The sequence below is a fragment of the Mycobacterium arosiense ATCC BAA-1401 = DSM 45069 genome, assembly GCF_002086125.1.
Lineage (GTDB): Bacteria > Actinomycetota > Actinomycetes > Mycobacteriales > Mycobacteriaceae > Mycobacterium > Mycobacterium arosiense.
Map to the genome: position 1 here is coordinate 1 of NZ_MVHG01000447.1, position 230 is coordinate 230.

1 protein-coding gene is annotated in these 230 nt (G+C 72.2%); it reads left to right on the forward strand.

The features are described from left to right. Positions 1 to 25: 25 nt before the first annotated feature. On the forward strand, positions 26 to 230 hold a 205-nt coding region (locus BST14_RS32505), incomplete at its 3' end, for an AAA family ATPase (protein ID WP_158085954.1).

Here is a 230-nt window from a genome sequence, read left to right on the forward strand (position 1 = left end):
GCTACACGCTGGTCGCGGTCAAGGCATGACCTGCGTCGAGGCCGGGCGAGGCGCGCCGCTGCGTGTGGTGGTGGTCGGCACCAGCGGGGCCGGGAAGTCGACCTTCTCCGCCGCGCTGGCCGCCAGGCTGGGTTGTACGCATGTCGAACTCGACCGACTCTACTGGGGCCCCGGCTGGCAAGCCGTGCCCCACGATCGCTTCGAGCACGCCGTGGAGCGGGCGACGACGG